Source organism: Glutamicibacter sp. MNS18, assembly GCF_026107515.2.
GTDB lineage: Bacteria > Actinomycetota > Actinomycetes > Actinomycetales > Micrococcaceae > Glutamicibacter.
The window spans coordinates 117,076-143,106 of the sequence record NZ_JAPCHW010000005.1; the positions used below are offsets into that span (position 1 = coordinate 117,076).

The window sequence follows — 26,031 nt, forward strand, 5'->3', positions numbered from 1 at the left end:
CCTTGCTCGCGATAGGAACCGACAAGCAGAGTGTTGAACATGACGGGCCTGGTAACCATGGCCCGGCATGTTCTTTGCATGTGGATATTGGATGTCGTGAAGATAAACATGGTTCTGGACCTTGTAATTGAACGTTCTGGAATTCCAAATCATGAGGCTTGAGTTCATCAGTATCCACCACGCGTGGGGATAGCGACCGACAAATTGAACGCTGCCGCACAATGCTAGAGCAGTCGCTTCCTTGCTGCCGTCGAGAATGCAGGGCCCATGTGCCGAGAGTCGAACCCTGCCCGAGGTGTGGCATCAAGCGTGTGTGCTGGAAATACATTCTGCATCATGCCAGGGATAGACTCGAAGTATGGCCGTTTCAGACCCACTTTTCCTTGACAAAGCCAATCCGGAACTCTGGAAATCCCTTGGCGTATTCTCCGACCAGCTGGCGGTGTCCTACCGAAGCGCCGGGATCAGTGACCGGCTGGCCGAGCTGGTGAACCTCCGGGTTTCACAGATCAACGGTTGCTCGTACTGCCTGGACCTGCATATCCGCAGGGCGTTGGAGGCCGGCGAAACCATGCAGCGGATTTCCCTTCTGGGGCTCTGGGAAGACGTGGATCTCTTCGACGAGACCGAGCGGGCCGCGCTGGCCATCGCCGAAGCCGCCACCGAGCTGCCGTGCTACGAGGAACGGGTAGCGGCTTTGTCCAGTGCCCGCCTGGTTCTGGGTGAAGAACAGTTCTCCGTGATCCAGTGGTTGGCGATTTCCATGAACGCGTTCAACCGCATCTCGATCCTGTCACGCCACCCGGTCCGTCCGCGCGAATTCGTGGCGGTGAAGAAATGAAGGTGGCACGCCGGGCCCAGGTTCCCGGGTTCGAGGTCATGACCATCGTCGAGCAGGTCTCCGCCATGCGCGCCGAGGGGCAGGATGTCATTTCGTTGTGTGTGGGTGAACCCGGTGGTGGGGCACCACGGGCCGTCAACGAGTTGGCGGCGACGCTGCATGCCCAAGGCACCGAATTCGGTTACACCCCTACCCGTGGCCTGACCTCGACCAGGCTGGCCTTGGCGGGTCACTACCAGCACCGCTACGGGGTGACCCCCAAGGTCGAGAACATCGTGATGACCACGGGTTCCTCCGGTGCCTTCCAGTTGGCCTTCCTGGCCGCCTTCGACACCGGGGATGTGGTGGCCCTGGCCCGCCCCGGTTATCCGGCATACGCCAATATCCTGGGGGCACTCGGGCTGCAGGTGGTCGACCTGCCCACCGGGGCGGCCGAACGATTCCAACCCACCATCGAGCTGCTGGAAAGGGCCAGGGAAGAACACGGCCGGCTGGACGGGCTGGTGATCGCATCCCCGAACAACCCCACCGGCACCATGCTTTCCGAAGAAGAACTGCGTACACTGGCCAACTGGTGCGACGCCAACGGGGTCCGCTTGATCAGCGACGAAATCTACCACGGCATTGAGTTCGACGACTCCCGCCGGGCGGCGACCGCCGTCAAGTATTCTTCCAGCGCCATCGTGGTTTCGTCCTTCTCCAAGTACTGGGGAATGACCGGATGGCGGTTGGGCTGGATGCTGGTGCCCGACGACCTGGTTGATGCCGTGGACGCCTTGGCCTCCAATCTGGCGCTGTGCGCCCCGGCAACGGCACAGCAGGCAGTCCTGGCCGCCTTCGATGAGTCCAGCTACACTGAGGCCCGATCCAGGGTTGGTGAGTTTTCGCGGACCCGGGAACTGGTCCTGGGCTCGTTGGACAAGCTGGGGATCTGCGAGGCCGCCCCGGCTGACGGTGCGTTCTACCTCTACGGGCGATTGGCCGATTCGTTGCTGCAGCGTTTCGGATCGGCCAGCGGGTACTGCACCCAGGTTTTGGCCGAAGCAGGGGTTGCCCTGACCCCGGGCGGTGACTTCGACCCCTTCGAAGGTCACCATTTCATCCGGCTGTCCTTCGCTGCCGGATACGATCGGGTTGCCGAAGCCCTGGACCGTGTCGAGGCATTCCTGGGTACGCACCTGCCCTGAACGGCTTTTCCACAACCGGACGATGTTGACGGATCCGGCCACGATCCTGGGGCGATGCTGGGGGTATCACGAAACCAGCATCACCCTAGGAGCCCGGACATGACGGACCTGCCCACACCGGTTGACCATGAATGCCTGATTTGTTTTCTCTACCGGGTTGGCTCCGACCACCCGTGCAAGCAATCCCTTCGTTTCCTGAAGCACTACAGGGATCTCGTGGCGCCACGGGCCACGGCCCTGGAACGCAAGGTGCAGCTGCTTGGGGGATACTGCGATTGCGAGGTGCTCATGAACGCGGTGCGCCCCGCAAGCGCGGAAACCGCCAGGCTACTTGATGCCGGGAAGGATATCGTCTGCCACGGAGTACGCCGCGGCAGCATACAACCCTGTGACCAGTGGTTGATGCGCCGCGGCGTCCAATGGGGTGGCGGGCAGTTCCGCCGAAAAAGTGCCTAGTTGTTGCTGTTCTTGGAGGAATCCGCGCTTTCGGCGGCCAGCTTCGCCTTCTTCTTCGATTCCAGGTGTGCCTTGCCTAGTTCAAAGATGATCGGCAGGATCGAAATGAAGACGATCAAGATGAAGATGATGTCGATGTTTTCGGCGATCCAGGTGAACTGTCCCAGCCAATAGCCCAGTAGGGTCACGCCCACGCCCCACAACAGTGCGCCGATGAGGTTGAAGGCGACGAAGGTGGAGTGCTTCATCTTCGCGACGCCGGCGATCACCGGGACGAAGGTACGCACGATTGGAACGAAACGGGCCAGGATCACCGCACGGCCACCGTACTTCTCAAAGAACTCGTGGGCCCGCTCGACGTTCTTCTGGGAGAAGAACCGCGAATCGGGACGTTTGAAGATCGCCGGACCGGATTTCTTGCCGATGATGTACCCGGTCTGGTCACCTGCGAAAGCGCAAACGAAAATGCAGGCCGCAAAGAGCCAGAGTGGAATCTGCAGGACACCGGTGGCAATGAACATGCCGACGGTGAAGAGCATCGAGTCGCCCGGCAGGAAGAAGCCGACCAGCAAGCCGGTCTCGACAAAGACGATGCCGCAGACCAGGGCCAGAACCCAGGGGCCCAGGGCCTCATTGGACAGGAACACCGTCGGGTCCAGCCAGTCCGGAAGGAACGCTGCACCGGCCGGCAAGACGCCGGCTTCGGTCATGAACGAAGAAAAGGATGAAAGATCAGGCACGATATGAAGATTACGGGATTTTGCTGTGAGTTTCCCGGCTGGTTGACCGATCTCACGGGCCTGGGTACCAGGAGAGAAGCACGTTTCCCCAATTGACCGGTGGGATCGGGTGGCGCGAAACCGCATACCGGGGATCCTTCGTTGTCGGCGAGGTCACACACTGAAGGAACTGGAAACAACAGGTGGTTGCTTTGTGCAACTTAAAACCAGTAATTGGATTGACCGGGGGGCGACCCCGCACCATTGTCGCCGGATGGCACCCATGACAATCATCATGGTTAGCCCATGACTTTCGACTCTTCGCAAGTCGTCCCGGTGCGAGCAGACTGGTTGATATGGAAACGCTAACAAGAACCGAAGCGGTGACGCTTCGCGGGCTGAAGAAGACATTCGCCACCGGTTCGCGCAAGGTGGAGGCGGTCAAGGGCATCGACCTGCAGATCACCACCGGACAGATCGTCGCCCTGCTCGGACCCAACGGTGCTGGCAAGACCACGACCGTGGACATGATCCTCGGGTTGACCATACCCAGCGCGGGTTCGGCCCATGTCCTGGGCCTGGAGCCACGCAAGGCCGTGCTCGGCGGACGGGTTTCCGCGGTATTGCAAACCGGCGGCTTGTTGCGGGATATGACGGTACGGGAGACCATCACCGCCATTGCCTCGATGCACCTGGTTCCGGAGCGGATCGATGAGGTGATGGAGAGGACCGGGCTGACCCGGATCGCCAAGCGCCGGGTGGGCAAGTGCTCGGGTGGCGAGCAGCAGCGCATCAAGTTCGCCCTGGCTTTGTTGCCTGATCCCGATGTGTTGATCCTGGATGAACCCACCGCCGGGATGGATGTGATGGCCCGCCGGGATTTCTGGGAAACCATGAAACTCGAAGCCGTCGACGGTCGAACCATCATTTTCGCCACCCACTACCTTGAAGAGGCGCAGAACTTCGCCGAACGCACCGTATTGATGAGCCAAGGCAAGGTGGTTGCCGACGGGGCCACCACGCAACTACGCCAGATGATTTCGGGGCGCAAGGTCGCGGCCACCATGCCGAATGCCACCGCGATCCAACGCGTGCTTTCTGATTCCGACCAGGTGAGTATCGAGGAGCAAAACGACTTGCGGGTCAGCTTCCGGTGCCAGGACTCGGACGGACTCGCCCGACTGCTGCTCACCGAACTGGGTGCCTATGACCTGGAGATCTCGGCCCCGAGCCTCGAAGACGCCTTCATTCACCTCACGGAGGATGCATCATGAATGCCACCTATGTCCGCATCGAATTCACCAGGCACCTGCGCGACGGGTACAACCTGATCTTTTCGCTGCTGATGCCCAGCGCCATGTATGTGCTCTTTGGCAATATCCCTTCCTACACCGACCAGGAACTGGGCTTCGGCAACGTGAAGTTCTATGTGATGGTCTCCATGGCCGCCTACGGTGCTGCGGTGTCCACCGTGGCCATCGCCGGCACGGTGGCAACCGAGACCATGCAGGGCTGGGGCCGGCAGATCGCCCTGACCCGGATGCCCCCGGCCACCTTCGTCTCCTCCAAGATGTTCGTGGCCACCACGGTGGCCGCGATCTCCTCGGCCCTGGTCTTCGCCCTGGGCGCGGCCACCGGGGCGTATGTGACACAGAACTGGATCTGGGTGGCCAGCTACCTGATCACCATCGGTGGTTCGCTGATCTTCGCCTGCTACGGCATCGGGGTGGGCATGGTCTTCAAATCAGAATCGGCGCTCGGACTGGCTGCCGGGCTGATGGTGTTCTTCGCCTTCTTCGGCAACGTGTTCATGCCGTTGGAGGGCATGATGCTCGATATTGCCCGGTTCACGCCGATGTTCGGCTATGTCGCGCTGATCCGGTACCTGCAATTGCGCGATGTTCCGCCCGAAACGGGGTTCGCGGTGGACCCGATCTGGATGCCGGTGACTAATCTGGTGGCATGGGCCGTGATCTTCGCGGTCTTCGCGGTAATCGCCACACGGAAGGCACGGGCGCGGCAGTGACCGAAGACGGCAAGGTACAAACCGAGGTAGACGAGTTCTGGAACCGGTTCGGTTGGTGGGTTTCCGGGGTCTGGATCCTTTTTTTGATCTTCCCCATCCTCGAACTGGTCCAGGGCGAACACCCCATGGCGATCCGGGTGATCGGCCTGGGGTTGGTCGTCGTTTACGCCGCATCCTACCTGCGCGGTTACGCGAGGTTCTCATGGACCGTGGGGTTCGGCGGTAGCACCCAACGGGAAGCGCTGGTCTATTTCGGGATCATGGCCGTGATCCTGTTGCTCGGTATCCCGGTGCTCGAAGCCGGTGCGCTGGGACTGATGCCGTTCATCTCCTCCTATTCCGCGTTCCTGCTGACCCGCCGGATTATGGTTGCCACCTATGCGGTGGTCACGCTGTTGTGCTTTGCGCTGCCGCTGCTCTACGGGGTATTCCTGCCGATGTTGTTCTTGATCGGGCTGAACCTGGTGCTGATGGTGGTCTACTTCGTGACGATCTCGGCCATCGAGCGGTCGGTGGCGGCGGAACAGCTCAAGACGGACTACCTGGTGGTCAGCGAGCAGGAACGGATGGCCCGCGACGTGCACGACGGGGTGGGGCATTCGCTGACCGCGCTGAACCTGAAGGCGCAGCTGGCCTTGCGGCTGCTGGACGAGGGCGACTACGCCAGGGCGCGGGCAGAGGTGGAGCAGCTCTCCGCACTGGCGGTGACCGCCCTGGATTCGGTGCGCACCACGGTGCACGGAATGACCAGGCATGATCTGGCCGGGGAACTACGGGAACTATCCGCGGTCTGTGCCGATAGCGGTATCAGTTTCACCGTGGTGGGGCAGGCCGAAGCGATCCCGCCGGCGTTGCGCTCGCATGTGGCCTGGATCGTACGCGAGGCGATGACCAATGTGCTGCGCCATGCCCATGCCTCGGGGGTGTGGGTGTCGCTGGGGGCCACCGCGATCAGCATCGACGACGACGGGGACGGGATCCAGGACGGCACCGAGGGCCATGGGATCCGCGGGATGCGCGAACGTGCCCGGCTTTTCGGGGCCAGCTGTACAGTGGGACCATCACGGCTGGGCGGAACCAGCGTTTCCATCGACTTCTCACGGACAGGGGCCGCCGGATGATCAGGGTGTTGATCGCCGATGACCAGCATCTGGTGCGCGGTGCACTGGCGGCCTTGTTGAACATGGAACCGGATATCGAGGTGGTCGCCGAATGCTCCGATGGCGATGAGGTAGCCCAAGCGGTGGCCGAGAACCGGGTGCAGGTGGCACTGCTCGACGTGCAGATGCCCCGGCAGGACGGCTTGCTCACCGCGCAGCAATTGCGGGTTTCGCACCCCGAGGTCAAGATCCTGATTGTCACCACCTTCGACCGGCCGGGGTACTTCCGCCAGGCCTTCGATGTGGGTGCCCACGGATTCCTGGTCAAGGACGCCTCACCCGTTGAATTGGCCCAGGCCGTCCGGCGGGTGCATTCCGGGGGCAAGGTCATCGACCCGGCACTGGCCATGATGAGCGTGGAAGCAGCCGTGAACCCGCTGACCGACAGGGAACGCGAGGTGCTGTCACTGGCCGCTTCGGGTAGCCCGGTCTCCTCGATCGCCACCCGTATCCACCTGTCGGTGGGCACCGTGCGCAACCACCTGTCCAACGCCATCGGCAAGACCAACGCCTCGAACCGGATCGAGGCGGCGCGGATCGCCCAGGAGCGGGGGTGGATCTAACCGGCACCCGCGAGCCGGTCGCGGACGGGTTCGGCGCCTGAGATCTCCACCGGCGCACCGAGAAGTCCGGCCAGCGAATCGCGCCTGTGCCCGAAGCGTTCGACATCCATCCGGTAGCGGTTGACCGTGACCGGGGCACCCTCACGGACATCCCGGAACCGGCCGTCCGGCAGATAGCCGGTTTTGATCGATACGGCATTCGATGCGTGGTTGTCGGCAAAGGCCGTGGAACGGACTTCCCGGGCATGGAGTCCGTCAAAAAGCAGATGCAGCATCAAGGCGCGCATCCGGGTGCCCAGCCCGCGGCCCTGCTGGGCGCGGCCCAGCCAGGAACCGGTTTCCACCGAGCGCAGGATTGCCCAGTTGTCTCCCGATGCCGCCTGGACGCCCACGGGTACCCCGTCGAGCAGCACCGCCATCTCCAATACCAGTTTTCCAGGGCCCACCTGGGAGCGTACGGCCCACTGGTATTCCAGGACATTGCGCGCCACCTGGTCCTTGGTGCCACGGCTCCAGGGAACGGTGAAGGGCATCTGCCCCGGTGCGTGGATCCCCTCTGCTGCCAGCTCGGCCAGTTCGGCCAGCAGCCGGTCATTGATCCAGCGTAGTTCCAGTGGACCGCTACGGGCCCTCAGTCCTGCCGCGGGCCACAGGCCGATGAGTTTGTCGGTGTGCTCCATGGCGGCATATTGCCATGGAAGATCACCGGGTGGCAAAGTGGGCGATCAGCCCGATGACCCAGATCGAGGTGGCGAGCAGGACACAGCCGAATTCGACGATGATCCCCAGACCCATGGCCTTCAGGGCGGCCCATGACGAGGCCAGTGCTCCGCCGACCTCACGCCGCCGGGAGGCCTCCCCGGCGAACAACCCCACAGCGAATCCGATGAACAGGCCGATGACCGGGACCAGGAAGGCCCCGATGATGGCCCCGAGCAGGGCCCAGAGGATCGAACCTCGGGGTATTTCGTGTTGTTTCAGTTTCCGCCCGGTTAACACGGCGGACGCCGACCAGCCCAGGGCCGCGATCAGCATGCCCAACCCGGCAGCCCACCAGGACGCACCCGAGCCCAGCAGCCAACCCCATCCCAGCAGCGTGAGGATGGTCAGCAGGGAGCCGGGAAGCACCGGGAAGATCGTGCCCAGCGCCGAGACGACCAGCAGCAGCCCGGCGATGATCGTGTAAATAATCTCTGTGTCCACGCCTTTAGTGTGTCATGTGGCAGCGGCTCAGCCGTCGTGGACTGCGTGGAGGATGCCGATGCCGCGCAGGATCGCCTCGAACTGGGCGTCCTGGTCCGCATCGGAGCGGGAGGCGATCCGGGGGAATTGCTCCAGCGTGGAGGAACCGCGGATCTCATCGGTGCCAGCCGTCCAGCCCTCGGAGACCAGCATGGTGCTGCCGTAGAACCATCCGACGATCAGGTCATGGGCATCGCGCGGATCAACCAGCCCGGATTCGGTCAGTTCCATGATCGTCTCGCTCAGGGTGAAGGAATGCTCACCCAGCACCGGTTGGGTGTGCAGCAGCGCGACGGTGCCCGGCACCCGGGCCATGGCCGCGGCGCGATGCGCCAATTCCAGCAGGGCGCAGTGCCTGCAATCGTAGTCCAGCAGCTGGCGGGGGTTCAGCAGCCCCAGGCGCTGGTCGGCCAGGTCATGCCAGATCGCCTGCAACGAGGGGAAATAGGTGTAGATCGCATTGGTGGCCACCCCGACCTCGGTGGCCACAGCGCGCAGGGACACCTCGCTGACCTGCCCGCGGGCGACCAGCAGGTTGTTGGCCGCGAGCAGGATCCCGGCCTTGGTGATGTCCCCTCGCGGACCACGTCGTTGCATGTTCATCTGCCCATTCTCGCCCACGGGGGTGACCTTCCCCCAAATAGTTTGTACACTGTACAGACTGGTAGTGCAATCACGAGGAGTCCGTCATGACTGACCAGCGTCCGAAGTCTTCCGCCGACATCCAGCCCCGTCCGGCGGCAACCGCCACCGGAGGGTCGAGCGCATTCCTGTTCCTGCTCATCGCCACCGGGTTGTGCTTCGCGGTGGCCTCCCCGGCGATCTTTGGTGCCGTATCCGAGGAATTCGTGGGGCTGATCGTTCCGGCCGCGCAGCTGACACCCTTCGCCGCAGCGGTGGCCCTCTTCCTTCTCCTGCGGCCCGGACGGTTCGGCCAGGTATTCGCCCTACGCTGGGGCGGATCCTGGCGTGCCATCGGGCTGGGGCTGGCCACAGTGGTGCTGATTGGCCTGATCCAGCTGGGAGCGGGGCTGGCATTCGGCGGGTACGCGCCGAACCCCACCGATGCGGTGCTTCTCGCGGCAGTGGCCGTTCCGGTGTTCCTGGTCCTGCAGTCGGTCTTCGCCATCGGCGAGGAATTCGGGTGGCGGGGCTGGCTGGTCAGCCACCTGCAGGAGCGCCCCTTCTGGCAGATCGCCGTGGTTTCCGCGGTGTTCTGGATGCTCTGGCATGTCCCGGCCCTGCCGCTGATCATGGCCGATGACTGGCAGGTCGCGGCCGCCTACCTGCTGGCGATCGGTTCCTGGGCGCCGTTCATGGTCGCCTTGCGGCTGTACTCCGGCTCGGTCTGGCCTGCGGTGATCATCCATGGGGCGCTGAACAGCGTGCGGGTGTTCTTCACCCAGTCCATCGCCTCCGGAAGCGGTGTGGCCTGGGTGGTGGAGATCCTCGGTTGGGTCCTGTGGATCGCCGCCGCCTGGTGGTTGATGTCCCGGGCGCGGAAAGTGGGCATCCATCCATCCGGGATGGCACGCTGGGCCCAGGGGAACTGACCGGGCGCATGTGCCTGCAGCTCATCGACGCCATGGGCGAGGTGCACTTCGAGACCGAGCCCAACGGGGAACAGGTCAACCACTTCGACGTGTTGGTAAAGGTAAACTGCTTTGGCGGTGCCTGGCAACCGGTCTCCACTTCGCAGTTCTCCATCCAGCACACCAAACAGGCCATCAGCGGGAACACGGACTGGGATGAGCTGTGGCGGCTGAATGCCTCCGCTGCGGATCTGGCCCAGCGGCGGGCCGCGGGGTGGATCCGGGCTATGTGCTTGCCACCGGACTGTGCCTGGCCACCAGTTCGCGCTTGAGGATCTTCCCGCTGGGACCCAGCGGGAACTCGCGGACGATCTCGATATGCCGCGGGTACTTGTAGGCGGCCACCTGTTCGCTGATCCATTGGCCGATGGCTTCGGCGTCCAGGGCCGATCCGGTTTCCAGGGTCACCGACGCGGCGACTTCCTGCCCGTGGGTTTCATGCGGCACACCGTAGACGGCGGCATTGGAGATCTCCGGGTGGCTGACCAGCACTTCCTCGACCTCGCGCGGGTACACATTGTAGCCGTTGCGTAGGATCATGTCCTTGGTGCGGTCCATGATCCTCAGGTAGTCCTCGTCGTCCTTGGTGCCCAGGTCCCCGGTGCGGAACCAGCCATCCACCACGGCCTGTGCGGTCGCCTCGGGGCGGTCCAGGTAACCGGAAAACAGGTTGTGCCCGCGGATCACCAGTTCGCCCAGTTCTCCGCGTGGCAGCAGCTCGATCCGGTCGGGAATAGCGGGGTCGGCGATTTCCACGTCGATACCCCACATCGGCGTTCCGATGGTGCCCGGCCGCGGGGTGCGGCCCAGGTGGTTGAAGGTGGCGGCCGGCGATGTTTCGGTTAACCCGTACGCCTCGTGGATCCGCGCATCGAAGCGGGCCTCGAAGGCGGTGAGCACCGCCACCGGCAGCGATGCGCCCCCGGAGACGGCATAGCGTAAACGGGTCGGGCGTTCGGAACGGTTCTTCCCGGCCTCCAGCAGGGCCACGTACATGGTGGGCACACCGAAGAACAGGTCGATGTCCCCGTCGAGCACCAGGTCCAGTGCGGCCTGCGCGGTGAACTTCGGCAACAGCATCAGCTCGGCCCCGGCCCGCAGCCCGGTGTTGAGCACCGCGGTCTGGCCGAAGGTGTGGAACAGTGGCAGTCCGCCGAACACCCGGTCACCCACCCGCATGTCGATGGTGTCCAGCAGCAGCGTAGTGGTCTGCTCGATCAACGCCAGGTGGGTGCCCAGCGCGCCCTTGGGCTTTCCGGTGGTTCCCGAGGTGTACAGGATCGTGGCGATGTTCTCCGGGCGCTGCGGCACATAGCTGGTGATGGGATTGGCCGCCGCGGCCCGGTCCTCCAGCCGGTCGGTGCCCAAATCCACCGGCGCCAGCACGCTGAGCACCCCGACGCCCGAAGCCTGCGCCCCGGCGGCGCCTTCGGCCAGCAGGGGAGCGGCGCAGACCAGCAGGCGGGCGCCGGAATCCTCCAGTACGTAGGAAATCTCCTGGCGTTTGAGCAGCGCATGGATTGGCACGACGACGGCGCCCAGGGAGAGTACCGCGTAGTAGACCCGGGCGAAGTCGGTGACATTGGGGATCAGCACCGCCACCCTGTCGCCTTCCCCTATCCCCGCGTCACGCAAGGCCCCGGCGTAGGAACGGGTCTGTTCCCAGAGTTCGGCGTACGTGGTGCTGGCACCGGCCATGGTGATGGCCTTGCGCTCGCCGTGACGGACGGCGGATTCGGCGAGGATCGCCGCCACGGACATGGTCAGGTTGGAGGCTGGTAGGGACATCGAAACTCCTGGGACTTGGGCACTTGTGCTGCAGGTCACAGCACTACTCCATAGTAATGGAACTGAGTCTCAAATCAAGGGATGCAATGCCACTTTCTGCCTACTCCCTGCCCGGCGCTCCCACGGCGATGGTGGCACCCAGCCGGACCGGTTCGGCCGGACGGTGCTGCCCACGCTCGGGGACATAGGCCAGATCCGGGTCCGAGACCTGCGGGGCGTTGACGAAGGAACGGAAACGCTTGAGCTTCTCCGGATCGTTCAGCGTCGCGGCCCATTCGTCCTGGTAGCCAGCCACGTGGGTTTCCATGGCCTCTTCCAATTCCGCGCCCAGGCCCAGGGAATCGTCCACCACCACCGAACGGACCATGTCCAGCCCGCCGTCCAGGTCCTGCATCCAGTGCGCGGTGCGCTGCAGCCGGTCGGCGGTGCGGATGTAGTACATCAGGTAGCGGTCGATGTAGCGGAAGAGGGTCCGGTCATCCAGGCCCCCGGCGAGCAGCTGGCCGTGGGCCGGGTTCGCCCCGCCGTTGCCGCCCACGTACAGGTTCCAGCCCTCGGCGGTGGCGATCACGCCCACGTCCTTGGCCCGGGCCTCGGCGCACTCGCGGGCACAGCCCGAGACGCCCATCTTGAACTTGTGCGGGGCGCGCAGCCCGCGGTAGCGCAACTCCATCTCGATGCCCAGGGCCACCGAATCCAGCATCCCGTAGCGGCACCAGCTGGAGCCCACACAGGTTTTCACATTGCGCAGCGACTTGCCGTAGGCCTGGCCGGATTCGAAGCCGGCATCCACCAGCTCGCGCCAGATCTCCGGCAACTGTTCCAGCCGGGCGCCGAACATGTCGATGCGAAGACCACCGGTGAGTTTGGTGTACAGCCCGTACTTCTTGGCGACCTGGGCAAGCACCGCGAGCTTGTCCGGGGTGATCTCCCCACCCGGGATGCGCGGGACCACCGAGTAGGTGCCGTCCTTCTGCATGTTCGCCATGACCCGGTCATTGGTGTCCTGGGCGCCGGCCAGGCCCGCGTCCATCGGGTGCACATTGGTTTGCGAGGCCAGGATCGAGGCGATCGCCGGCTTACAGATATCGCAGCCGGCCCCGGTGCCGAAGCGCTCCATGATCTGCGGGTAGGTGCCCAACCCGGCCAGCCGGACGGCCTCGAACAGCTCCGCACGGGAGAAGGCGAAATGCTCGCACATGGCCGTGGAGACCTCGGCGCCGTTCTTGAGCATTTCCGCTTCCATGAGCTTCTTGAGCATCGGCACACAGGAGCCGCACTGGGTTCCGGCGCGGGTGCAGGACTTCAGCTCGGAGAGCTTGGTGACCGGCTGCTGGCCCTCGCAGCTGCCGCAGCCACCCACCGCGTCGCGGATCGCCCCGGCCGCGACATTGTTGCACGAACACAGCACCGCGTCATCGGGCAGTTCCCCCTCGGGGAGCTCGCCGCCCAGGGCACTGAGGTAGGCGCCGGGTTCACCGGGCAGTTCGCGGCCCAGCAGCGGGCGCAGCATCTGGTACGGGCTGGCGTCCCCGACGAAGATGCCACCGAGCAGTTGCTTGGCGTCCTCGGAGACCACCACCTTCTGGTAGAGGCCGCGCGGGGCGTCGGCGTAGACGACCTCCAGTGCGCCGGCGGTGCGGGCGAAGGCGTCGCCGAAGCTGGCCACATCCACCCCGGAGAGCTTGAGCTTGGTGGCGGTGTCGAACCCGGTGAATTCGGCATTCCCGCCCACCAGGTTCTCGGCGAGCACCTCGGCCATGGCGTTGGCCGGGGCCACCAGGCCGATGCACATCCCGCCGAAGTTCGCCACCTCGCCGATGGCCCAGACGTTCTCGATGTCGGTAGCGCACTGCGCGTTGATCACGATGCCGCCGCGCGGCCCCATCCCGAAGCGGGTGGCCCCGCTATCGGCCGTATCCAGCTGTTCGTTGTACCGCCGGGCGATCTCATCGCGGGGGCGCACCCCGATGGAGACCACCACCATGTCGGCGTCGATGTGGCGCTCGTCGGCCATCAGCACCCCGGTCACCCCCGAGGCGTCGGTGACGATTTCCTTGGGGAAGACCCCGCCGTGCACGGTGAAGCCCTTCTGCGCGATGAGCCGGCCCAGCGCCTGCCCGGCGCCTTCATCGAGCTGGGTGCCCATCAGCCAGTTGCCGCCGTCGATGATGACCGCCTCGGCGCCCAGGGCCTGGGCCCCGGCGGCGGCCTCGAGTCCCAGCAACCCGCCGCCGATGGTGGCTACCCGCGGGGCACGGCCCAGGGTGGCGGCCAGGGTCTTCACCGACTCGGCGATGCCCCACACATCCTCCAGGGTGCGGTACACGTGGGTGTGCTCGGCACCGGGAATCGGCAGGGTGGCGGCGTTCGAACCGGTGGCCAGCACCAGCTCGTCGTAGCCGAAGCTGCGCCCGTCGGCGGTGGTCACGGTGTGGCCCAGGCTGTCCAGGTCGGTGACCTTCGCCCCGGTCACCAGGGTGACGTGCTCTTCTTCCCACAATGCCTTGTCACCCAGGGTCAGATCGACCCCGGGGCTGGTCAGCGCCTGGGAGAGGGCGACCCTGTCGTAGGGCAGGTGGGGCTCCTCGGTGAGTACGGTGATGTGCAGGTCGTCCGGTTCGCGGCCGGCGAGCGCCTCGGTGAACCGGTGTGCTGCGGGGCCGCCTCCGACGACGACTATCTGGCGTGGTCCGTGGGAGTGTTCCATGCTTGAACTCGACTTTCGCTCGGAAACCAAGGGATGGGTTGCTCCCAGCCTAGGGAACGGATTTTGCCCTCGAATTTCCCGAATGTTTCGGGCACGGCAATTTTCTCCACCACGGCGGAAAAGGCCGGTGAGATCGGCGAAAGAACCCCGACTCATTGGCCGGGACGCACCGCGCTCCCGGTGTCGGCGGCAGCATGAAAACCCGGGGAATGCTGCGGGATATTCGATCTCTTCCGCCCTTTTCTGCGGGTTAGAGACGCTTTACCGCAAGGCAACAGGGTAACGCCACAGGTGAAACACGAGCGTCCTAGGCTCGAGCCATCACAGAGTTTTCACCCGAAAGGAACGCACCGATGAGCATCACAGTTCTCGAACACACCCTGGTACCGGTCTGCGGCCCGGAAGATCTGGAAATCGGTTGGGGGGAAGCGGCCTGGATCGACGGTGAGCAGATCGCCCTGTTCCGGACCGGCGTCGAGGAGTATTTCGCGGTCTCCCACCATTGCCCCGGCAGCGAGGCCAAGGTCATGGCCCGCGGCATCGTCGGGGATACGACCATCGACGGGACGCGGGTGGCCACCGTCGCCTGCCCGCTGCACAAGGAGGTCTACCGGCTGGATACCGGTCACTGCCTGAACGCCGACACCGCACCGTTGCCGGTCCACCCGGTGGTTGTGCACGAAGGCCGGATCTGCCTGGAGGGGAAATGAGTACCGAGGCGATCCAGATGGAACATTCCGAATGGCAAGGATGGTTTGAGACCCAGGAGGAGGAGCCGATCGCCAGCTAGCGGAGCATCCTGCACAGATGGACCCCCGGTCTACGGACCGGGGGTCCATCTGTGCGTCAACCGGAGGTGCACCAGGGAACGCGGTTCCTGCTCAGGCGGGCACCGGCAGCTTGTTCAGCATCTGCTCGATGGTGGCCTTGCACCCGCCGCAACCGGTGCCTGCCCGGCAGCTCTCGCCCACCTCGGTCACCGTGGTGCACCCGGATTCCACCGCGTGTTCCACCTCGCCGTAGGTGGCGCCCGAGCAACGGCATAACTGGTCGCCGGGGCCCGGGGCGACGGCCGGTGACTGGTCGGCCGGATCATCCAGCCGGAGCAGGGTGGAGGCATCCTTTGGCAGGGCGGTGCCGCGTTCGTAGGCGAGCACCAGCTCCGCCGCGGTGCGTGGCAGCCCCATGGCCACAAACCCCTTCGGGACCGCATCGCGGGTCACCAGGCGCAGGTAGCGGCCGTTGGCCGGATCGGCGTAGACCACCACCTGCTTGTCCTGGTCGAATAACCCGCCGGAGGTGTCCCCTGCGGCGGTGACTTCCAGGCCCTGGCCCTTGAGCATGAGCACATCGGAGGTGTCGAAGACCGGCGCGGGCAGGTCGGCGGGAATCGGGCGGGAGGGCCCATCGGGCCGTGGTGCCCGGTGGTTGAGCAGGAAACCGGCCAGCCAGCTGGCCTGGGCCCAGCCCGGGGCCAGCAGTCCCACCGGCGGGTGCCCGTCCACCTCGGCGCAGTCGCCCAGGGCGAAGACGCGGTGTTCGGTGTCCGCGGCGAGGTACTTGTTGGTGCGGATACCCCGGTTGGTTTCCAGGCCGCAACTGGCGGCCAGTTCGGTGCGGGCACGCACTCCGGTGGAGATCAGCAGCCCGTCGCCGGCGATGATGCCGTGCGTGTCGGTGGCCAAACCGGTGAAACCCTGTGCAGTGTGGATCCCGGTGGCCTTCACCCCGGAGACGACCTCGACCCCGGCGGCCTGCAGGCTGCCGATGAGCAGCCTGCCGCCATCGGCGTCCACCACCCGGCCCAGCGGGGCCGGACCGTGGTGGACCAGCACGGGTTGATGCCCGGCCTGCGCCATGGCCAGCGCGGCCTCGATCCCCAGGATGCCGCCGCCCAGTACCAGCACCCGGCCGCGTCGGGACAGGATTTGTTGCAGGTCGTGGGCGTCCTGGAGGGTGCGCAGCGCCAGCACCCCGGCGGGGAGCGCGGATTCGGCGTGCGGGTCGAAGTTCAGGCCGTTCAGCGAGGGGATGACCGGGCGGGCGCCGGTGGCGAACACCAGCCGGTCGTAGGCCAGCGGTGCGGCCCCGGCCAGGTGCACCCGGCGTCGGGAGCGGTCCACCCCGGTGGCGGTGACCCCCAGATGCAGTTTCACCCCGGCTTCGCGCAGGCGCTGGCCGTCGACCATGTTGAGGTGCTCGGCGGCGGCGGCCCCCACGGCCACCTCGGCCAGCAGCACCCGGTTATAGGCCAGTTCCGGTTCGGCCGAGATGACGCTCAGCTCGATGGTTCCGGCGCTGACACCGGGCAGCAGCCCCTCGATGAGCGAGGCGGCCACCGGGCCGAAACCGATGATGACGATGCGTTCGGTGTGCTTCATCGCTCCTCCAGGGGGTGTAGCGATACGGTGGTGTGCTTGAACTCCGGCATGGCGCTGCTGGGGTCCACCAGCGTCTCGGTCAGCACGTTGGCGTTGTTGCCGCCGGGGAAGTGGAAGGGCAGGAACACCGTGTCCAGGCGGATGTCGGTACTCAGCGCGGCCCGGGCGATGACCCGGCCGCGTTCGTTGTCCAGTTGCACACGTTGGCCCTCGGCGATGCCGTAGGCCAGGGCGGTGGCCGGGTGGATTTCCAGCCGGGCTTCCGGAGCCGCCGCGGCCAGTTCCTCGACCCGGCGGGTCTGGGTGCCGGACTGGTAGTGCTCCAGCAACCGCCCGGTGACCAGCGAGAGCCGGCCGGGACGATGGATCTGGGCGGTGGCGTGCACGGCGGTGAGCCGGGCCTTGCCGTCCGGGTGGGCGAAGCGGTTGAGGAAAAGCCGCGGGGTACCCGAACGGGTGCCGGTGATGCGGGTCCCGCGCGGGCAGGGCCAGTACACCGCTGCCCCGGCATCCAGGTCCTCCCAGTCGATGCCGGAGTAGTCGGCCAACCCGCCGGCCGAGGCGCGGCGCAGTTCCTCGAAGACCTCGCGCGGGTCGCTGGAGAACGTGCCCGGGGCGTCGAGCCTGCGCGCCAGTTCGGCGAAGATCCACAGTTCGTCGCGTGCCTGGGGTGGCGGTTGCAGTGCGGCGCGGCGGCGCAGCACCCTGCCCTCGAGGTTGGTCATGGTCCCTTCCTCTTCGGCCCATTGCAGTACCGGGAGCACCAGGTGCGCTTCGGCGGCGGTTTCGGAGAGGAAGAAGTCGGCCACCACCAGGAAGTCCAGGCGGCGCAGCCCGGCAATGACCTGTGAGGCATCGGGGGAGGACAGGGCCGGGTTCGACCCGTGGACCAGCAGCATCCGCGCCCCGTCGTCGGTGCCCAGGGTGTGCAGCAGCTCGGTGGCCGGCACCCCGGGACCGGGAATCACCTCGGGGTCCACACCCCATACCCGCGCGACGTGCGCGCGGTGTTCCGGGTCGGTGATCTTGCGGTAGCCCGGCAGCTGGTCGCATTTCTGCCCGTGCTCCCGCCCGCCCTGGCCGTTGCCCTGGCCGGTAATGGTGCCGTACCCGCCGGCGCGGGTGCCCGGCAGTCCCAGCAGCAGCGCCAGGTTGATTGCCGCGGTGACGGTATCGGTGCCGTTCTCATGCTGTTCCACACCCCGGCCGGTGAGGATGTAGACCGGGTCCGCCCCGGACCTGGCCGCCTGCGCGGCGGCGGCCAGCTCGCGGGCGGTACGCCGGATCTGTGAGGCCGGGACCCCGGTGACCGCTTCGGTGCGTTCGGGCCACCAGGCGGCCACCGAGGAGCGCAACTGGGCCAGCCCGGTGGTGCGCCGGGCCAGGTAGTCGGCATCCACCAGCGATTCGGCCAGCAGCACATGGCACAGGCCCAACAGCAGCTGCAGGTCGGTGGCCGGGGTGGGTTGCAGGTGCCAGCCGGAACCATCGCACAGTTTCGCGGTGGCCGAACGGCGCGGGTCCACGACCACCAGCCCGCCGCTGGCCCGGGCGCCTTCCAGATGGCGGACGAACGGGGGCATGGTGTCGGCCACATTGGAGCCGAGCATCAGGATCATCGCCGCCCGGTCCAGGTCCGCCAGCGGGAAGGGCAACCCGCGGTCCAGCCCGAAGGCCCGGTTCGCCCCGGCCGCGGCGGAGGACATGCAGAACCGGCCGTTGTAGTCGATGCGCGAGGTGCCCAGCGCCAGCCGCGCGAACTTCCCCAGCTGGTACGCCTTTTCGTTGGTCAACCCGCCGGCGCCGAAAACCGCCACGGCATCCGCGCCATGGGCCGTACGGGTGTCGCGCACCTGCCGGGCCACCAGGTCCAGCGCCTGTTCCCAGCCGATGGGGGCGAAGGAGCCGTCGGGCTGGCGCAGCAGCGGGGACTGCAGCCGCTCCGGGTGCGCCAGCAGGCGTGCGGCGCTGTAGCCCTTGCGGCACAGGGCCCCGCCGTTGGTTTCGAAGTCCCGGCCGCTCAGGGCCAGTGGTTCGTGCTCCGAGGCCGGTTGGGCCTGCAGGCTGATCCCGCATTGCAGGGCGCAGTACGGACAGTGCGTCGCGGTGCTGCCCATCTAGACTCCCTGGTCGGCATAGATGGTACCGCGGCGCAGGTAGCAGTACCAGGTGACGCACATCAGCAGCAGGTACACGGCGACGAACACCCCGAAGGCCGGAACATAGGAGCCGGTCCGGGCGATCGACAGTCCCAGCGCCTGGGGGACCAGGAAGCCGCCGTAGGCGCCGATGGCGGAGATCAGGCCCAGGGCCGCGGCGGCCTTGCGGGCCACCACCGCCCTGGCTTCGGCGCTGGTCTCACCCGCCGCACGCAGGGCGAACACCGCCGGGATCATCCGGTAGGTCGATCCGTTGCCGATGCCGCTGGTGGTGAACAGCGCCAGGAACAACGCCATGAAGATCCACAGGTTCGCCAGCGGCAAAGTCAGGATCACCCCAACGGTCACCGCGGCCATGACGGCCAGTGAGGACATGGTCACGCGCGCCCCGCCGAAACGGTCACCGAGTTTCCCGCCATAGGGTCGGGCCAGCGAGCCGACCAGCGGGCCCAGGAACGCCAACGAGATCACCGCGGTGCCCAGCTGGAAGGAGGAGAACCCGGGGAAGACATCCAGCAGCAGCTTCGGGAACACCGCGGAGAAGCCGATGAACGAGCCGAAGGTCCCGATGTACAGGCTGGCGATGATCCACAGGTGTTTCTCTCCCAGGCAGGCCAACGCCCCACGCACATCCGAGCGGGCATTGCTCAGGTTGTGCATGTGGCGGCTGGCCCCGACCACGGCCAGCAGGATGAACGGGATCCAGATCAACCCGGCCATGGGCAGCTGCAGGGACCCGGCGGCGAAGATGGTGATGGCGATCGGCACCAGCAGCTGGGCGACCGCGGCGCCCAGGTTGCCACCGGCGGCATTCAGCCCCAGCGCCCAACCCTTCTGCGCAGCCGGGTAGAAGTAGGTGATATTGGCCATCGACGAGGCGAAGTTGCCGCCGCCGAAGCCGGCCAGCCCGGCCAGCACCAGCATCACCCAGAAGGGGGTGGCGGTGGTGGACACGGCCAGGGCCAGCCCGCCGGCCGGGATCAGCAGCAGCAGGGCGGAGATGATGGTCCAGTTGCGCCCGCCGAAGCGGGCCACCATGAAGGTGTAGGGGATGCGCAGGGTGGCGCCGACCAGGCTGGGCATCGAGATCAGCCAGAACAGTTGGGAAGTGGTGTAGTCGAATCCGGCCGTGGGCAGGTAGACGGCGACGATGGCGAACAGCTGCCAGACGATGAAGCCCAGGAACTCGGCGAAGATCGACCACTTGAGGTTCCTGGTGGCGGTGGCACGCCCGACGCTATTCCAGAATTCGGGATTTTCCGCATCCCAGTTGGTGATCCAACGTCCTTTGGTGATGGCCAGGGCGGTTGTTGGCGGGGCCGTCGTTGTGGTCGTTTGCGCTTGGGATTCCAGTCGGATGCTCACGCGAAGAGTTCCCTTCCACTCGTGGTTGATGCCTTTGAGCATTCCAGAGTGGTATTTCACGACCGTGCAGTTAGTGTTGCACCGATGGCAATTCTTGGTAACCGGGGGAGCAGCCACCGGCTAGGAACCCGAAACCTGCCGGAAACGAGCCCGTTCGGGGCCAGGGGCGTACGGGTGGTGGAGGGGCCCCGGCACCGATGAGACAAGGCTGGGCCCGCCGTTAACCGGCGGGCCCAGCCCTGCATCCTCAGCTGGCCTACTTGGCCTTCGCGTGCACTTCGTCGCGTGCGAAGTGCGGGACCACTTCGTTGATGAACAGCTGCAACGACTGCTTTTTCTGCTCGTGGCTCAGGGTGTTGTCGCTCCAGAAGCTGTACTCGCTCACACCCAGGGCCTCGTAACGGCGAAGCCGTTCGATGACTTCGGCGGGAGTGCCGATCATCGCGGTCTTGTGCAACGATTCAGGGGTGAATTCGTCACGCCCCGCGAATTTCTCGATCGGGCTGGGTTCAAGGAAGCCGGCTTCCGGGACGTTCTTGTTGCCAAACCAGGCATCAAAGGTCCGGTAGAATTTCTGGATCCCTTCGGCCGCCGGCCGCCAGCCCTCGGGCTCGTCGGCTGCATGGACATAGGTGTGGCGCAGCACCATGATATCGGGACGCTGGGTCACCTCGGGGTGGTTGGCGATGGCGGTTTCGAACTTCTGAACCAGCGACTCGACTTCCTCGTCCCCCTTCATCAGCGGGGTGACCATCACGTGGCAGCCGTTGGCAACCGCATAATCATGGGACTCGGGACTGCGCGCGGCAACCCAGACAGGAACCTGTTTCTGTACGGGTTTCGGAACCGAGGTCGAGGTCGGGAACTGCCAAACCTCGCCGTCGTGGGCGTAGTCGCCTTCCCAGAGCTTCTTGACGGCGGGAATCAGTTCCTGCATATGCTGTCCGCCATCGGTGGCAGGCAATCCACCGGCAACCCGGTCGAACTCGAACTGGTAGGCGCCGCGGGCCACCCCGAGTTCGGCCCGACCATTGCTGATGACATCCAGCAGCGCGACTTCGCCCGCCGCACGGATGGGGTTCCAGAATGGAGCGATGATGGTACCGGCGCCCAGTCGGATGGTCGAGGTCTTGGCGGCCAGATAGGCCAGCTGGGGGAGGGGATTCGGTGAGACGGTGTACTCCATCGAGTGGTGCTCACCGATCCACACCGTGCTGAACCCACCCGCTTCGGCCAATTGGGTCAACTCGACCAGGTTCTCGAAGTGCTCTTCGTGGCTGATCGAATCGTCATAGCGTTCCATATGGATGAACAGGGAAAAACGCATGGCTTGTCTTCCTTCCTTACTCTGTAGTCTTCGACGTGTTGCGCTCGGCGATGGTGACGTTGGCCCGGGACCAGTGCTCATGCTCGATCTCGCGCACGATGACGGTAATGTTCTCGGGCGCCGCGTCCACGGTGTCCACGGCTGCCGTGTGCAGGGCACTGATCAGGGCACGCAGCTGCTCGGGGCTGCGCCCTCGGGCGATGGACACATCTATCAATGGCATATCGTTTCCAGGGGCCTAGGCGCGCATCACGAATGGATCGGCCACCGGGGATTCATCGGTGTTGATCCAGACGCTCTTGAGACGGGTGTATTCGTTCATGGATTCCAGACCGTGCTCGATGCCCACGCCGGAGCTCTTGAAGCCCTGTCGCGGGGACATCGGGGACATGGCACGATAGGTGTTCACCCACACGGTCCCGGCCTCCAGTTTGCGGGCCATGCGGTGGGCACGAGCCAGGTTCTGGGTCCAGACCCCGGCGGCCAGGCCGTATTCGGTGTCGTTGGCCATGGCCAGCAGTTCGTCCTCGTGCTCGAAGGGCATGATCGCGGCGACGGGGCCGAAGATTTCTTCGCGCACCACCCGCATGTCGTTGTTCACGTCGGTGAGCACGGTGGGGGAGAAGAAATACCCGGGAAGTTCCAGGCCTTCCGGCCGGCCCCCGCCAGCGAGCACAGTCGCACCCTCGTCAGCGCCGATCTTCACGTATGAGGCGACCTTTTCCAACTGGTCGGCGAAGGCCAGCGGTCCGAGCTCGGTGGCATCGTCCAACGGGTTGCCGATGATGATCGAGCGGGCCCTTTCGGTGACCTTTTCCAGCAGTTCGTCGTACACCGAGGTGTGTGCGAAGACCCGGCTGCCTGCGATGCAGGTCTGCCCGGCTGCGGCGTAGATTCCGGCGACCACGCCCATGGCGGCGTTGGACACGTTGGCATCCCCGAAGACGATATTCGGGCTCTTGCCGCCCAGTTCCAGGGTGCAGCCGATGAAGCGGCTGGCGGCCTGGGAGGCGATGTGGGACCCGGTGGCGGTGGAGCCGGTGAAGGAGATCTTGGCCAGCAACGGGTGCGACACCAGCGCCGCACCGGCCTCGGCACCGTACCCGGTAACCACGTTGATGACCCCTGCGGGGAAGCCCGCCTGGTCGGCCAACTCCGCCAACAGCAGCACGGTCCGCGAGGTGTATTCGCTGGGCTTGATGACCACGGTATTGCCCGCGGCCAGGGCCGGCGCGATTTTCGAGGTGGTCAGGGTCAATGGGGAGTTCCACGGGGTGATTGCGCCGACCACGCCCAGGGCCTCGCGCTGGGTGTAGTTCAGGATCGCCGGGTTCATGCCCGGAACCTGGGAGCCCTGCACCTTGTCGGCCAAGCCGGCATAGTAGTAGAGGTACTCGGGAAGGGTGGCCAGCTGGCCACGCATCTCACGCAGCAGCTTGCCATTGTCCAGGGATTCGTAGCGTGCCAGCTTCTCCGCGTTGTCCACGACCAGGTCCCCGAGCCGACGCAGCAGGTGGCCGCGGGCGGTGGCGCTCAGGCCACTCCACGCCGGTGAGGTGAATGCCCGGTGCGCTGACCTGACGGCACGATCGATATCCTGCGCGTTGCCGCGAGCGGCTTCATAGAGGACTTCCAAGGTGGCGGGGTTGGTGCTGCTGAAGTAGCGTTCCTCGCTCGGGGCGACATATTCCCCGTTGATGAAATGCAGGTAACGGTCGCTCATGACGACTTCCCTTCGTTGTCGCTGAAAAATCTGTTCAACTCGGCGGCCAGCGCCGCCGCGTTCTCCACCGGCAGCATGTGACGTGCGCCGGGAACAATGCGCACCTGGCAGTTGGGAACGACTTCACCCAACCGGTGCGACATCTGGGGTGTCGAGCCGGGATCCAGTTCGCCGGTGATGGCCAGCGTGGGTTGGCCGATGGCTGCCAGCTCCCCGGCGATTTCACGATCTCCGCGGGCGAAGACCGCATACGCGTGCAGGTACGATTCCAGGTCATTGGCCAGCAGTACCCGTCGGGTGGCTTCGATGACCTCCCCCGGTACCCGGGTTTCGGCGGGCGGGTACCAGCGTTCGATGGCCCGGTCCACACCTTCGGCGAAATCCGTGCCGGCTGTAGCCAGGCGCTGTTCCACGGCTGCCGATTCGGACCGGGTGCGGCGGCAGACCGAATTGACTGCAACCAGGGTCCGCACCCGATCGGGGGCGAAGCGCGCAATGTGCTGGGCGATAAGTGCGCCGAGCGAGAAACCCACCAAATGCACCGGTTCGGTCACCGGGATGCGGGACAGGACATCGGCGGCAAGGCTGGCCAGGTTCTGTTTTTCCCGTAGTACCGGCTGAGCGCCATGCCCCGGCAAGTCCAAGGCAACGGACTCCCGTCCCAGCAATTGTTGCAGCGGTTGCCACATGCTGTGGTCCAACCCGACGCCGTGCAACAGGACGACCCGTGGCTGCTTGGTATTGTTCATGCGCGTTTCGCCTCCGTGTGGACTACTGCTCGGTGGACAGGGGGGCCAGACGCTCCTGCGGACGGCCTCGGGTCGCACCGGCCAGGGCGATCAGGATCTCATCGGGATGCGGGGCATCGGCGATCTTCACCTCGACGCTCTGGTGATGGGAACGGATGGTCGCATCCGTGAAGTGCTTCAGCGGGATGTCGAACTGCACTCCGGCAGGTCCACGCTTTTCCACGGCGGGCAGCAGGGTGGTGGCGTTGGCGGCGTCACGGAAGTGGTTTCCGAACTTCAGGGTGTGGATCAGCGCCGACCCATGCTCGATCTCCCCGTCAAGGCCCACGATGGCGGCCTTTCCATAGGCTTCCAACGGTGCACCAAGAGCCTCGATGACGCGCGGGGCGAGCAACTCGCCCACCGCCGAAGCGACCTTGTCGATACCCGGGTTCAGGTCCTCGACGAAACCTTCACCAGCCCACGGGTTGTCAATAACAGCGGCGACAATGACCACGCGGGCCACCGGTTCAACCGGGCGTCCGCCCTCGGTCACGGTTTCATCGATGATGGTCACGAGTTTGCGGTAGTTCATAGTGCGATTCCCTTCAGGATTTCGGAGGTTACTTGACGATCGGTGGTGCGGTCGCCGATGCGTGCGTGGGGGCGTGGGCCGGTGGATGCCGCGGCAATCACCGCGATTTCCCCGGCTTGCGGGGCATCGGGCAGGAAGAGCTCCAGGCTCTGGTAGTGGGTCCGGGTTGCGGCGGCGGTCTTGTGCCACAGCGGAATGCGCAAGGTCTCGCCAGCTGTGGCACGCCCATCCACAAAGCACAGGATCGAGGTGCCCCCCAGGGCCTCGCGCAGGAGGTTTCCGAAGAAGGGGGTATGGATCAGTGCACCGGCGTGTTCAATCTCGCCGTCCAGGCCCACGAGTGCGGCCTTGCCGAAGGCTTCGATGTTCCCGGCTCCGCCCAGGGCGTCCAGCAGGCGGTCGGAAAGCAGCTTAGCCAATAGCGGGGCGATGGCCTCGGTCCGTTCAGCCAGCTCATGGCCGGTGCCGGTACCAAGCCAGGGGTTGGTGATCACTGCGGTTGCGGTGGCCCGGGTAATGTTGCCCAGCTGCTCGTGCGGGGTTTCCTCGACGGTGCGTGAGATCTTCCGTAGCCCAATGGAGGCGGAGATTTCCGAGTAGTCGTCCAACGTCGTGCGGCTGCTTAGATCGACGAGGCTCGTCGGCTCGGCGATGAAGCTATTCATCTGGTATTCCTTTGCTTGGAGGTCTGCGTGATCCGGGCTATCAACCCGGTTGGTCTATATCATCCGCGTGCAGAGCCGCGAGGACAGCCGATTGACCCGAGGAAGCGACATGGCGCCGCATCACCAGCTCCGCGGCCAGCGGATCCTTGGAGCTGATGGCATCGATAATGGCCTGATGCTCCTTCACCGAGTTCTGCAGCCGTCCCGGCATACTCAATGTCTGGGACACGATCCGGTGGTAGGCCAACTGGTTCATGAGCAAGTCGTAGTGTTCGGAGAGCTTGCGGTTGTCGGCCCCGGCCACCAAGGTGCTGTGGAACTCGTGAACCAAATGGGAATACAGTTCCGAGTCGTCGTTCTTGACCGCTTCCTGGGAACGTGCCACATTCTCCCGCAACTGCTGCAGTTCCGGCACCGGCCCCCGTCGGGCCAGTAGACCGGCGGCGAGACCCTCGAAGGATTCCTTGAGCTCGAACATCTCGTGGATCTCACGCTGGGTGGGTTTGCGTACAAATGTTCCGACCCTTGCGCGCACTTCCACCAAGCCCTCGCGCTCGAGTTGTTTGAGTGCCTCGCGAATCGGGGTACGGCTGACATCGAAGTCCTGGGCCAGAGCCGTTTCCGCCAGTAGATCCCCGGGCTGGACTGCCCCGGTCACGATCATCTGGCGCAGGCGGCTGAGCAGTGGCGGCTCGGAATCAGGCTTGCTCTTGGTTCCGAGTGTTGAAGTCTCTTGCATACAAGAACTCTAACGAGCGCCACTCTTGTATGCAAGGGATTCTTGAAAATCTGTTGATTTTTCAG

Annotated in this window: 26 protein-coding genes; 10 read left to right on the forward strand and 16 right to left on the reverse strand. The window is 65.2% G+C overall.

What is annotated here, in order from left to right; all coding sequences use genetic code 11:
* Positions 1 to 358 precede the first annotated feature (358 nt).
* The 3 genes from OK351_RS08300 to OK351_RS08310 all read left to right on the forward strand — a co-directional run bounded on the left by OK351_RS08300 (position 359) and on the right by OK351_RS08310 (position 2,484).
* Positions 359 to 841, forward strand: coding sequence for a carboxymuconolactone decarboxylase family protein (locus OK351_RS08300; RefSeq protein ID WP_265157801.1), 483 nt, complete (start codon positions 359 to 361; stop codon positions 839 to 841).
* Positions 838 to 2,028, forward strand: a complete 1,191-nt coding sequence (locus tag OK351_RS08305; protein ID WP_265157804.1) for a pyridoxal phosphate-dependent aminotransferase — start codon at positions 838 to 840, stop codon at positions 2,026 to 2,028. Before OK351_RS08300 ends, OK351_RS08305 begins: the two co-directional genes overlap by 4 nt.
* 99 nt (positions 2,029 to 2,127) lie before the next feature.
* A complete protein-coding gene (locus tag OK351_RS08310) occupies positions 2,128 to 2,484 on the forward strand; it encodes a DUF2695 domain-containing protein (RefSeq protein ID WP_265157806.1) in 357 nt (118 codons plus the stop codon).
* Here the strand turns inward: OK351_RS08310 and OK351_RS08315 are convergent.
* Entirely contained in the window at positions 2,481 to 3,194 is a 714-nt protein-coding gene (locus OK351_RS08315) for a DedA family protein (RefSeq protein ID WP_265157808.1), read from the reverse strand. The two genes, OK351_RS08310 and OK351_RS08315, sit on opposite strands and share 4 nt — an antisense overlap.
* A gap of 365 nt (positions 3,195 to 3,559) precedes the next feature.
* Here OK351_RS08315 and OK351_RS08320 point away from each other — a divergent pair, with 365 nt between their 5' ends.
* The 4 genes from OK351_RS08320 to OK351_RS08335 are packed head-to-tail and all read left to right on the forward strand — an operon-like array spanning position 3,560 to position 6,952.
* Positions 3,560 to 4,477 (forward strand): ABC transporter ATP-binding protein, encoded by a 918-nt coding sequence (locus tag OK351_RS08320; RefSeq protein ID WP_265157810.1) that lies wholly within the window; start codon positions 3,560 to 3,562, stop codon positions 4,475 to 4,477.
* Positions 4,474 to 5,229 carry an ABC transporter permease gene (locus tag OK351_RS08325; RefSeq protein WP_265157812.1) on the forward strand — a complete coding sequence of 252 codons (756 nt, stop codon included), beginning with the start codon at positions 4,474 to 4,476 and terminating at the stop codon, positions 5,227 to 5,229. The genes OK351_RS08320 and OK351_RS08325 overlap by 4 nt, the downstream gene beginning before the upstream one ends.
* Complete coding sequence (locus tag OK351_RS08330) at positions 5,226 to 6,350, forward strand: sensor histidine kinase (protein ID WP_265157814.1); 1,125 nt, start codon at positions 5,226 to 5,228, stop codon at positions 6,348 to 6,350. The genes OK351_RS08325 and OK351_RS08330 overlap by 4 nt, the downstream gene beginning before the upstream one ends.
* Positions 6,347 to 6,952 carry a response regulator transcription factor gene (locus OK351_RS08335; protein ID WP_265157816.1) on the forward strand — a complete coding sequence of 202 codons (606 nt, stop codon included), beginning with the start codon at positions 6,347 to 6,349 and terminating at the stop codon, positions 6,950 to 6,952. The genes OK351_RS08330 and OK351_RS08335 overlap by 4 nt, the downstream gene beginning before the upstream one ends.
* On the opposite strand, the gene OK351_RS08340 is transcribed toward OK351_RS08335, so the two are convergent.
* From OK351_RS08340 to OK351_RS08350, 3 genes are read right to left on the reverse strand one after another with little or no spacing between them, the layout of a single operon-like run.
* Positions 6,949 to 7,632: a GNAT family N-acetyltransferase gene (locus OK351_RS08340; RefSeq protein ID WP_265157818.1), complete on the reverse strand. Its 684-nt coding sequence runs from the start codon at positions 7,630 to 7,632 to the stop codon at positions 6,949 to 6,951. The two genes, OK351_RS08335 and OK351_RS08340, sit on opposite strands and share 4 nt — an antisense overlap.
* 22 nt (positions 7,633 to 7,654) lie before the next feature.
* Entirely contained in the window at positions 7,655 to 8,155 is a 501-nt protein-coding gene (locus tag OK351_RS08345; RefSeq protein ID WP_265157820.1) for a DUF456 domain-containing protein, read from the reverse strand.
* Between the two features lie 27 nt (positions 8,156 to 8,182).
* Positions 8,183 to 8,797, reverse strand: a complete 615-nt coding sequence (locus OK351_RS08350) for a TetR/AcrR family transcriptional regulator (protein WP_265157822.1) — start codon at positions 8,795 to 8,797, stop codon at positions 8,183 to 8,185.
* An 86-nt stretch (positions 8,798 to 8,883) separates the two neighbouring features.
* On the opposite strand from OK351_RS08350, the gene OK351_RS08355 reads away from it, so the two are divergent.
* Both OK351_RS08355 and OK351_RS08360 read left to right on the forward strand, forming a co-directional pair.
* Positions 8,884 to 9,747, forward strand: a complete 864-nt coding sequence (locus OK351_RS08355; RefSeq protein WP_265157824.1) for a type II CAAX endopeptidase family protein — start codon at positions 8,884 to 8,886, stop codon at positions 9,745 to 9,747.
* An 8-nt stretch (positions 9,748 to 9,755) separates the two neighbouring features.
* Entirely contained in the window at positions 9,756 to 10,058 is a 303-nt protein-coding gene (locus tag OK351_RS08360) for a hypothetical protein (RefSeq protein WP_265157826.1), read from the forward strand.
* Here OK351_RS08360 and OK351_RS08365 read toward each other — a convergent pair.
* Both OK351_RS08365 and nirB read right to left on the reverse strand, forming a co-directional pair.
* Positions 10,012 to 11,574: a long-chain-fatty-acid--CoA ligase gene (locus OK351_RS08365; RefSeq protein WP_265157828.1), complete on the reverse strand. Its 1,563-nt coding sequence runs from the start codon at positions 11,572 to 11,574 to the stop codon at positions 10,012 to 10,014. The genes OK351_RS08360 and OK351_RS08365 overlap by 47 nt on opposite strands.
* Positions 11,575 to 11,674: 100 nt before the next feature.
* Positions 11,675 to 14,284 carry a nitrite reductase large subunit NirB gene (gene nirB / locus OK351_RS08370; protein WP_265157830.1) on the reverse strand — a complete coding sequence of 870 codons (2,610 nt, stop codon included), beginning with the start codon at positions 14,282 to 14,284 and terminating at the stop codon, positions 11,675 to 11,677.
* 353 nt (positions 14,285 to 14,637) lie between these two features.
* Here nirB and nirD point away from each other — a divergent pair, with 353 nt between their 5' ends.
* Entirely contained in the window at positions 14,638 to 14,994 is a 357-nt protein-coding gene (gene nirD, locus OK351_RS08375) for a nitrite reductase small subunit NirD (protein WP_265157832.1), read from the forward strand.
* 171 nt (positions 14,995 to 15,165) lie between these two features.
* On the opposite strand, the gene OK351_RS08380 is transcribed toward nirD, so the two are convergent.
* The 10 genes from OK351_RS08380 to OK351_RS08425 all read right to left on the reverse strand — a co-directional run bounded on the left by OK351_RS08380 (position 15,166) and on the right by OK351_RS08425 (position 25,966).
* Positions 15,166 to 16,665, reverse strand: a complete 1,500-nt coding sequence (locus OK351_RS08380) for an FAD-dependent oxidoreductase (protein ID WP_265157834.1) — start codon at positions 16,663 to 16,665, stop codon at positions 15,166 to 15,168.
* A complete protein-coding gene (locus tag OK351_RS08385; protein ID WP_265157836.1) occupies positions 16,662 to 18,782 on the reverse strand; it encodes a molybdopterin oxidoreductase family protein in 2,121 nt (706 codons plus the stop codon). The genes OK351_RS08380 and OK351_RS08385 overlap by 4 nt, the downstream gene beginning before the upstream one ends.
* Positions 18,783 to 20,231, reverse strand: a complete 1,449-nt coding sequence (locus OK351_RS08390; RefSeq protein ID WP_371931411.1) for an MFS transporter — start codon at positions 20,229 to 20,231, stop codon at positions 18,783 to 18,785.
* 214 nt (positions 20,232 to 20,445) lie between these two features.
* Positions 20,446 to 21,516 carry an LLM class flavin-dependent oxidoreductase gene (locus OK351_RS08395; protein ID WP_265157838.1) on the reverse strand — a complete coding sequence of 357 codons (1,071 nt, stop codon included), beginning with the start codon at positions 21,514 to 21,516 and terminating at the stop codon, positions 20,446 to 20,448.
* 16 nt (positions 21,517 to 21,532) lie between these two features.
* On the reverse strand, positions 21,533 to 21,739 hold the full coding sequence (locus OK351_RS08400; RefSeq protein ID WP_265157840.1) for a tautomerase family protein: 207 nt from the start codon (positions 21,737 to 21,739) through the stop codon (positions 21,533 to 21,535).
* Positions 21,740 to 21,754: 15 nt separating this feature from the next.
* On the reverse strand, positions 21,755 to 23,239 hold the full coding sequence (locus tag OK351_RS08405; protein ID WP_265157842.1) for an aldehyde dehydrogenase: 1,485 nt from the start codon (positions 23,237 to 23,239) through the stop codon (positions 21,755 to 21,757).
* Positions 23,236 to 23,988 (reverse strand): alpha/beta fold hydrolase, encoded by a 753-nt coding sequence (locus tag OK351_RS08410; protein WP_265157844.1) that lies wholly within the window; start codon positions 23,986 to 23,988, stop codon positions 23,236 to 23,238. The genes OK351_RS08405 and OK351_RS08410 overlap by 4 nt, the downstream gene beginning before the upstream one ends.
* 22 nt (positions 23,989 to 24,010) lie before the next feature.
* Positions 24,011 to 24,562: an amino acid synthesis family protein gene (locus tag OK351_RS08415; protein WP_265157846.1), complete on the reverse strand. Its 552-nt coding sequence runs from the start codon at positions 24,560 to 24,562 to the stop codon at positions 24,011 to 24,013.
* A complete protein-coding gene (locus OK351_RS08420; protein WP_265157848.1) occupies positions 24,559 to 25,227 on the reverse strand; it encodes an amino acid synthesis family protein in 669 nt (222 codons plus the stop codon). Before OK351_RS08420 ends, OK351_RS08415 begins: the two co-directional genes overlap by 4 nt.
* Before the next feature lie 40 nt (positions 25,228 to 25,267).
* Complete coding sequence (locus OK351_RS08425) at positions 25,268 to 25,966, reverse strand: GntR family transcriptional regulator (protein ID WP_265157851.1); 699 nt, start codon at positions 25,964 to 25,966, stop codon at positions 25,268 to 25,270.
* Positions 25,967 to 26,031: the final 65 nt, after the last annotated feature.